Below are 7,824 nucleotides of genomic sequence, written 5' to 3' on the forward strand. Positions count from 1 at the left end.
CTGCCGAGGGAAGCGGAGCACACCGCACTGCACCACCGGTGACCCCGCGCCAGCCCTGCGCCCTCTGTAGAGCGGAGTGGGGCGCCGCAGTGCGTCACGGGCGATCTCCACGCTTGCCCCGCGCCACGGTAGAGCCGGGCGGGGTGCTGCGCTGCGCGGCGTACCGCGCCTCCGGTGAGGGCGGGCGCGACGGGCCGTGGGGTGGGTGGGGTGTGTGCCCGTCGTGGTGCCGGGGCTGGCGGGCCGCAGGCGTGGTGGGGTGGTCAGAGGCGGTTCAGGCCCTGGACGTGCAGGACGGCCCGGCCCTCCTCGTCGGAGGCGGTCAGGTCCACCTGGGCGTCGATGCCCCAGTCGCCGTCCCCCGCCGGGTCCTTCACCGTCTGGCGGACCTTCCACAGCCCGCTCTCCTCCTCGATCCGCAGCAACGCGGGCCCCCGGGCGTCGGCGCCGGTGAGGATCTCCTCGTGGTCGTCGTAGTACGCGTCAAGCGCGGCGGGCCAGTCGACGTCGGGAGCCAGCTCGGCCAGCTCCTCCTCCTTCTCCAGCGCGCACAGCTCCACCAGGCGGAACATCGCGTTGCGCACCAGCACCCGGAACGCGCGCACGTTGGCGGTGACGGGACGGACCTTGGTCTCCAGCTGGTTCTGCGCCTCCAGCGCCTCGGCCGGGTTGGCCAGCTTCTCCCACTCGTCGATCAGCGAGGAGTCGACCTGGCGCACGAGCTCGCCCAGCCACTCGATGAGGTCGACGAGGTCCTCGGTCTTCAGGTGCTCGGGCACGGTACGCGACAGGGTCCGGTAGGCGTCGGCCAGGTAGCGCAGGACGGTGCCCTCGGAGCGGGCCAGCTCGTAGACCTGGATGTACTCGGCGAACGTCATCGCCCGCTCGTACATGTCACGCACGACCGACTTGGGGCTGACGGTGTAGTCGCCCACCCACGGGTGGCCGCGCCGGTAGGTCTCGTAGGCGCCGAGGAGCAGCGTCTCCAGCGGCATCGGGTACATGACCTCGGTGAGGGCGTCCATGCGCTCCTCGTACTCCATGCCGTCGGCCTTCATCTGCGCGACGGCCTCGCCGCGGGCCTTCTTCAGCTGGGCCGCGAGGATCTGGCGCGGGTCGTCGAGGATGGACTCGACGATGGAGACCATGTCGAGGGCGTAGCTGGGGGAGTCCTGGCCGAGGAGTTCGAAGGCGGCCAGGGCGAAGGTGGACAGCGCCTGGTTGAGGGCGAAGTCCTCCTGCAGCTCGATCGTCAGGCGGGCGCGGCGGCCCTGCTCGTCGGGGTCCTTGAGCTGCTCGACGATGCCGCCGGCCAGAAGGGAGCGGTAGATGGCGATGGCCTGGCTGATGTGCCGGCGCTGCCACTTGCGGTCCTCGTGGTTGTCGGTGAGCAGGTGCTTCATGGCGGCGAAGCAGTCGCCGGGGCGGTTGATGACCGCGAGCAGCATCGCGTTGCTGACCTTGAAGCGGGAGTTGAGCGGCTCGGGCTCGGCGGTCTGGAGCTTCTCGAACGTCTCCTCGCTCCAGCCGACGAAGCCCTCCGGCGGCTTCTTGCGGGCGTAGCCGCGCCGCCGCTTCGGGTCGTCGCCGATCTTTGCCAGCGCCTTGGCGTTCTCGATGTCGTGCTCGGGGGCCTGGCAGGCGACGTAGCCGATGGTGTCGAACCCGGCCCGTCCTGCGCGGCCGGCGATCTGGTGGAACTCGCGGGCGCGCAGCCTGCGCACCTTGTTGCCGTCGTACTTGGACAGGGCGGTGAACAGCACGGTGCGGATCGGCACGTTGACGCCGACGCCGAGGGTGTCGGTGCCGCAGATGACCTTCAGCAGACCGGCCTGGGCCAGGCGCTCGACCAGGCGCCGGTACTTGGGCAGCATGCCGGCGTGGTGGACGCCGATGCCGTGCCGTACCAGCCGCGAGAGGGCGCGCCCGAAGCGGGTCGTGAAGCGGAAGCCCCCGATCATGGCGGCGATGGCTTCCTTCTCCGCCTTCGTCGCCATGTTGATGGACATGAGGGACTGGGCCCGTTCCATCGCCGAGGCCTGCGTGAAGTGCACCACGTAGACCGGCGCCTGGCCGGTGGAGAGCATCTCCTCCAGCGTCTCGTGCAGCGGCGTCATCCGGTAGGAGTAGATCAGCGGGACGGGGCGTTCGGCGTGCTTGACGACCGAGGTCGGCTTGCCGGTGCGGCGGGTCAGGTCGCGCTCGAACATCGACACGTCGCCGAGCGTCGCCGACATCAGGATGAACTGGACGTTGGGCAGCTCCAGCAGCGGCACCTGCCAGGCCCAGCCCCGGTCGGGCTCGGCGTAGAAGTGGAACTCGTCCATGACGACCTGGCCGACGTCGGCCGCGGCGCCGTCGCGCAGCGCGAGGTTGGCGAGGATCTCGGCGGTGCAGCAGATGATCGGGGCGCCGGGGTTGACGCTGGCGTCGCCGGTCATCATGCCGACGTTCTCGACGCCGAAGACCTCGCACAGGTCGAAGAACTTCTCCGAGACCAGCGCCTTGATCGGCGCGGTGTAGAACGTGCGGATGTCCCTGGTGAGGGCGGCGAAGTGCGCGCCCGCGGCGACCAGTGACTTGCCGGAGCCGGTCGGGGTGGCGAGGATCACGTTGCTGCCCGAGACGACCTCGATCAGCGCCTCCTCCTGGGCGGGGTAGAGCGTGAGCCCGCGGTCGGCGTTCCAGCCGACGAACGCGTCGAAGATCTCATCGGGCTCGGCGTCGATCTCTTCCGGCAGGCGGTCTACGAGGAGGCTCACCCCCCTATCCTGCCGAATTCCCGGACCTGCTCGAACACCCCCGCCCGGATCCGTCGCGGTTAGGAGCGGATGATTACATAGTGTTATGAGTCGATCGCATCTGGTGGCCGGTGTCCTGGTAGTGGCGTTGAGCGCCTGCGGTACGACCAAACCGCAGCCCTCGCCGTCCGCCGAGCCGCCCGCGGCGGGGGGACAGGCGAACCCCAGCCCATCTCCCAGCCCGTCGCCCAGCGCTTCGGCCAGTCCCTCCGCCGGCCCGGGCACCCCCGCGTTCGTCCCCTCCTACATGGCGCCCGAGGACAAGGACCTGAGGCCGGCCGAGAAGCTGATGCGCGACCACCACCTGCTCCAGGAGTGGGCCGAGTCGGCCTCCGACGCGTTCATCCCGCCGCGCGACATCCCCGTGAAGGCCGAGCAGTGCGACACCGTCAACGCCTTCTACAGCCCGGAGGACCGGACGATCACCATGTGCTACGAGATGGTGGCGTACCTGCAGAGCCTCTTCGCCGCGCCCGAATCCGGCCAGAGCGCGACGCCCGACCCGCAGGACGTCGACGAGAGCGTCGTGGGCGCGATGAGCGGCATCTACTACCACGAGCTCGGCCACGCCCTTATCGACCTGTACGACCTGCCCTCCACCGGCAAGGAGGAGGACGCCGTCGACCAGCTCTCCGCCCTCGTGCTCATCGGCTCGGCCGAGGACCAGCGGGACTACTCCGAGATCATCAGCACCATCCAGGCGTGGGGCCGGATGTCACAGCAGGAGGTCTCACAGCCGCTCGACAAGACCGTCTTCGCCGACGAGCACTCGCTGAGCGTGCAGCGCTACTACAACATGATGTGCTACCTGTACGGCTCCAACCACAACGCCTTCCTGCCGCTGATCGCCGACGGCGCGCTGCCGGTCACGCGGGCGGTGCGCTGTGAGGAGGAGTACGCCAAGATGGCCAAGGCCTGGGCCACCCTCCTGGCCCCGCACATGCGCACCGACCTGCCCGACATATCCCCCACCCCCAGCCCGAGCCCCAGCCCGTCCCCGTCGGGTACGCCCGGCTAGCTCAGGTCGAGCTGCATCAGCACGGTGTCCAGCCAGCGCCCGTGCTTGAAGCCGACCGCCCGCAGCCGCCCCGCCTCCCGGAAGCCCAGGGCCCGGTGCAGCTTCGCCGAGGCCGGGTCGCCGCCGTCGGCGATCACCGCGATGATCTGGCGTGCCCCGCTGTCCCTGCAGGCCGCGACCAGCGCCTCCAGCAGCGCCCTGCCCAGCCCCCTGCCGGTGAAGCCGGGCGCGAGGTAGACGGTGTCCTCCAGGCTGTGCCGGTAGGCGGGCTTGGGCCGGTACTGCCCCGCGTAGGCGAACCCGCCGACCGCGCCGTCCGCCTCCGCCACCAGGAACGGCAGGCCCGAGGCCGCCTTCGCCCGCCAGAAGCCGGGTTCCGGCGGGTTCTCCTCGAAGGTGGCCACGGTGTTGAGCACGTAGTGGGCGTAGATGTCGGCGACGGCGGGCAGATCGGCCTCGGTCACCGGGCGGATGACGCTCATGCCGCCCGATTGTGCCCGAGAACGCCTCACAACCTGGCACGCGGCCCGGTGAGGAGCAGGCCGCCGAGGGTCGCCAGCGTGCCCAGGACCGGCGCGATGCCGGGGGCGAAGCCGTACACCATGAGCAGGACGAGCCCGGCGCCGATCAGCGCCGCGGCCGGGCCCGAGGTGGACCACGACGGCTTGCCGTACGGCAGCGCCGGCGGCTCCTCGAAGCGGGCGAAGCACCGCACCAGCGGCCACATCACCAGCGTCAGCAGCCCGAACCAGATCGGCCACCCCGCCAGCCAGCCGAGGCTGCCAGGAGCCGGAGTGCCGATGCCCAGCACCACCACGACCACCCCGGTCACCGCGAACAACGCCGGCATGTGCCACAGGTACACGGTCATGATCCGCGGCCCCGCCCAGGCCAGCACCTTCCCGGTACGCAGCCGCACCAGCCACGGCCGCACCAGCATCGCCAGCCCGATCTGCCCGAACGCGACGGCCAGCATGGCGAGCGTAGGAGGCGCCATGTTCGACACCGCGGCGCCCGGCATCCCGATCATGCTGCCCGGGTACGGGCCGAAGGCCACCAGCAGCGCCGCCGCCCCGAACCCGGCGGCCGCCATCAGCGCCGGCCTGCGCAGCCGTCCCTCGGCGTAGAAGAAGCCGAGCTGGTGCACGGCCATCCAGACGAACACGACGTTGGCGTAGCCGAGCGACTCCACCCCCGAGGAGAACCGGACCACGTCGCTCACGACCGCCCCCGCGGCCAGGACCGCCACGACCCGCCAGCCGAACCGCTCGTGCGCCCTCATCATGAGCGGCGTGAGCGTGACCGCGATCAGGTACACGGCCAGGAACCACAGGAGCTGCCCGGTCAGCCGCGCCCCTGTCTCCAGCGGCTGGGCGGGCACCCCCATCGCGGCCAGCATCTGCGGCAGCGGAATCCACACCGCCGCCAGCGGCAGCAGCGGCCAGGCCAGGCGGCGCAGCCGTACGTTGAGCCACTGCGGCGCGCCGGCGTGGGCGCGCCCGAAGCTGATGGCGTTGGCCGCCCCGCCGGCGAAGAACACCAGCGGCATCACCTGGCTGATCCACGTGACCACCCAGACCCCCGGGGTGGCCAGCGCGTTGCCGGTGGTGAGCCGGCCGCCGTCGTAGCTGAGCACCGGGATCGTCCAGTGCTGCAGCACCACGAGCGCCATGCCGAAGACCCGCAGCAGGTCGATGAAGGTGTCGCGGCGTGCGGGCGCCTGGACGACCCGCCTGGGTGGGTGGTCGAGCAGGACGGTCATGGGGGCCTCGATTCAGTGGATCTTTCGCTGGAAAACGTGATGAACCAAGGCTTCCGGCCGGGCGGCCGTGGCACAGTGACGCCCGCCGCCCTCTTCCGGTCAAGATCCCACCACCAGGCTTGGTAGTGCTGGCCCTACCCCCAAAGGCGGGCGTACCCGGTCGTCTCAGGGGGGTCGGGGCCGTAGCGTTGACGGCATGCGCTCCCTGATGAGACGAGTCCTCCTGGACTCGCGCTACACCCTGGTCGGCTTCCCGACGGCCGTCATCACGTTCGTGCTGATGGTGGCCGGTCTCGCCGCGGGCGTGGGCACCGCGGTGGTGTGGATCGGGCTGCCGATCCTGGCCGGCACGCTGATGCTGGCCCGCGCCTTCGCTGAAGGCGAGCGCGGCTGGCTGTCGGACGTGCTGGGCCGCCCGCCGGTACGGCCCCGCTACAAGCCGGCCCCTCCGGGCGCGGGCCGCCTGCGCCGCCTGGTCAACCCGCTGACGACCGGGCAGTCGTGGCTCGACCTGCTGCACGGCATCCTGAACTTCCCGGTCGCGATCGCGTCGTTCGTGCTCACGGTCGTGTTCTGGGCCCTGCCGATCCTGGGGCTGACCTATCCGATCTACGGGATCTTCACCTCGCGCATCGCCGACAGCAAGGAACTGCCCGAGCTGCTCGGGTTCGGCGACAGTTACGGGGTCAACGTCCTCTTCCACGTCGGCCTGGGCCTGGTCGGCGTGGTCCTGCTGCCGTTCGTCACCCGGGGGGCCGCGCTGCTGCGCGCCGCGCTCGGGCGCGTGCTGCTGACCGGCGTCGCCGAGCTGCAGGAGCGCATCTCGGACCTGTCGGAGTCCCGCTCCGCCGCCGTGTCCGCCGAGGCGAACGCGCTGCGCAAGCTGGAGCGCGACATCCACGACGGGCCGCAGCAGCGCCTGGTCTCGCTCGCGATGGAGCTGTCGCGGGCGCAGCGGCAGATGCAGAAGGACCCCGAGGCGGCCCAGGTCACCATCAAGGAGGCCATCAGCGCCACCCGCGAGACCCTCGACGAGCTGCGCGCCCTCTCACGCGGCATCGCCCCGCCCATCCTGTCCGACCGCGGCCTCGCGCCCGCGCTCGCCGCGCTGGCCGGACGGTGCACGGTCCCCGTCGACCTCGACGTGCAGATCGTCGGGCGCTACCAGGCCGCCGTCGAGAACGCGATCTACTTCGTCTGCGCGGAGACGCTCACGAACGTCGCCAAGCACAGCCGGGCCCAGAGCTGCACGATCCAGCTGGTCAAGACCGGTGACACGCTCATGCTGATCATCGGCGATGATGGTGTCGGCGGCGCACACGTCGCCAAGGGACACGGTCTCGCCGGACTGGCCGACCGGCTGCGCGCCGTGGACGGCGAGCTGACGGTGCAGTCACCTGACGGCGGGCCGACATTGATCGTGGCGGAGGTTCCGTGCGGGTAGTGGTCGCCGATGACGCGGTGCTGATCAGGGCCGGCCTGGTCAGGCTCCTGGAGGAGTTCGGCTTCGAGGTGGTGGCGACGGTGGGCGACGGTGACGCGCTCGTCGAGGCCGTCGCCGAGCACCGGCCGGACGTGTCGGTGGTGGACGTGCGGATGCCGCCGTCCTTCACCGACGAGGGGCTGCGCGCCGCCGTCGAGGCGCGGCGCCGGGTGCCGGGGGCGCCGGTGCTGATCCTCTCCCAGTACGTGGAGGTCTCCTACGCCGACGACCTGCTCGCCGACGCCAGGGGCGCGGTGGGCTACCTGCTCAAGGACCGGGTCGTCGACGTGGACGAGTTCCTCGAGGGCCTGCGGCGGGTCGCCGCGGGCGGCACGGTGTTCGATCCGCAGGTGGTGTCCCAGTTGATGGTGCGCAGGCGAAGGGACGACCCTCTCGCCCAACTGACCCCGCGCGAGCGGGAGGTGCTCGGGCTGATGGCCGAGGGCAAGTCGAACCCGGCGATCGGGCGGCAGCTCGTGATCAGCGACGGCGCGGTGGAGAAGCACATCCGCAGCATCTTCGCCAAGCTCGGGCTCTACGCCGAGGACGGTGACCAGCATCGCCGGGTTCTCGCCGTCCTGGCCTATCTGCGGTCCTGACGCGTGGCGTGGGGTTCGCCTGTGGAGGGGTGGCGGGGGGTGCGGGCCGCCCGCCGTACGCGCACAGGGGGTTCTGCGCGCCCGCACCAGGCGGGCGCGAGGCGCCGGCCGGTGGGGGGCGGGGCGTGCCGGGGGCGGAGGGGCGGCGGGGGGCCGAGCGC

At 71.2% G+C, this 7,824-nt stretch carries 6 protein-coding genes; 3 read left to right on the forward strand and 3 right to left on the reverse strand.

Translation table 11 applies throughout. The features are described from left to right. Nucleotides 1–263: 263 nt before the first annotated feature. The gene (locus tag ACFWYW_RS10040; RefSeq protein WP_379625939.1) at nucleotides 264–2,762 is read right to left on the reverse strand and encodes a DEAD/DEAH box helicase; all 2,499 of its coding nucleotides are present in this window, start codon (nucleotides 2,760–2,762) and stop codon (nucleotides 264–266) included. A gap of 85 nt (nucleotides 2,763–2,847) precedes the next feature. Between ACFWYW_RS10040 and ACFWYW_RS10045 the strand changes: the two genes are divergently transcribed. Further along, nucleotides 2,848–3,819 carry a DUF4344 domain-containing metallopeptidase gene (locus tag ACFWYW_RS10045; RefSeq protein WP_379625937.1) on the forward strand — a complete coding sequence of 324 codons (972 nt, stop codon included), beginning with the start codon at nucleotides 2,848–2,850 and terminating at the stop codon, nucleotides 3,817–3,819. Here ACFWYW_RS10045 and ACFWYW_RS10050 read toward each other — a convergent pair. Further along, complete coding sequence (locus ACFWYW_RS10050) at nucleotides 3,816–4,301, reverse strand: GNAT family N-acetyltransferase (protein WP_379625935.1); 486 nt, start codon at nucleotides 4,299–4,301, stop codon at nucleotides 3,816–3,818. The genes ACFWYW_RS10045 and ACFWYW_RS10050 overlap by 4 nt on opposite strands. A gap of 26 nt (nucleotides 4,302–4,327) precedes the next feature. Then, a complete protein-coding gene (locus ACFWYW_RS10055; RefSeq protein ID WP_379625933.1) occupies nucleotides 4,328–5,581 on the reverse strand; it encodes an acyltransferase in 1,254 nt (417 codons plus the stop codon). Between the two features lie 208 nt (nucleotides 5,582–5,789). Between ACFWYW_RS10055 and ACFWYW_RS10060 the strand changes: the two genes are divergently transcribed. Both ACFWYW_RS10060 and ACFWYW_RS10065 read left to right on the forward strand, forming a co-directional pair. Continuing rightward, the gene (locus tag ACFWYW_RS10060; protein WP_379639351.1) at nucleotides 5,790–7,025 is read left to right on the forward strand and encodes a sensor histidine kinase; all 1,236 of its coding nucleotides are present in this window, start codon (nucleotides 5,790–5,792) and stop codon (nucleotides 7,023–7,025) included. After that, nucleotides 7,016–7,663, forward strand: a complete 648-nt coding sequence (locus ACFWYW_RS10065; protein WP_184962111.1) for a response regulator transcription factor — start codon at nucleotides 7,016–7,018, stop codon at nucleotides 7,661–7,663. Before ACFWYW_RS10060 ends, ACFWYW_RS10065 begins: the two co-directional genes overlap by 10 nt. The last annotated feature ends 161 nt before the right edge of the window (nucleotides 7,664–7,824 follow it).

It is taken from the genome of Nonomuraea sp. NPDC059023 (assembly GCF_042740095.1).
Taxonomy (GTDB): Bacteria; Actinomycetota; Actinomycetes; order Streptosporangiales; family Streptosporangiaceae; genus Nonomuraea.

Coding starts and splice junctions, on each gene's coding strand:
- ACFWYW_RS10045 (WP_379625937.1), top strand. CDS start 2,848: ATGAGTCGATCGCATCTGGTGGCCGGTGTCCTGGTAGTGGCGTTGAGC.
- ACFWYW_RS10050 (WP_379625935.1), bottom strand. CDS start 4,301: ATGAGCGTCATCCGCCCGGTGACCGAGGCCGATCTGCCCGCCGTCGCC.
- ACFWYW_RS10055 (WP_379625933.1), bottom strand. CDS start 5,581: ATGACCGTCCTGCTCGACCACCCACCCAGGCGGGTCGTCCAGGCGCCC.
- ACFWYW_RS10060 (WP_379639351.1), top strand. CDS start 5,790: ATGAGACGAGTCCTCCTGGACTCGCGCTACACCCTGGTCGGCTTCCCG.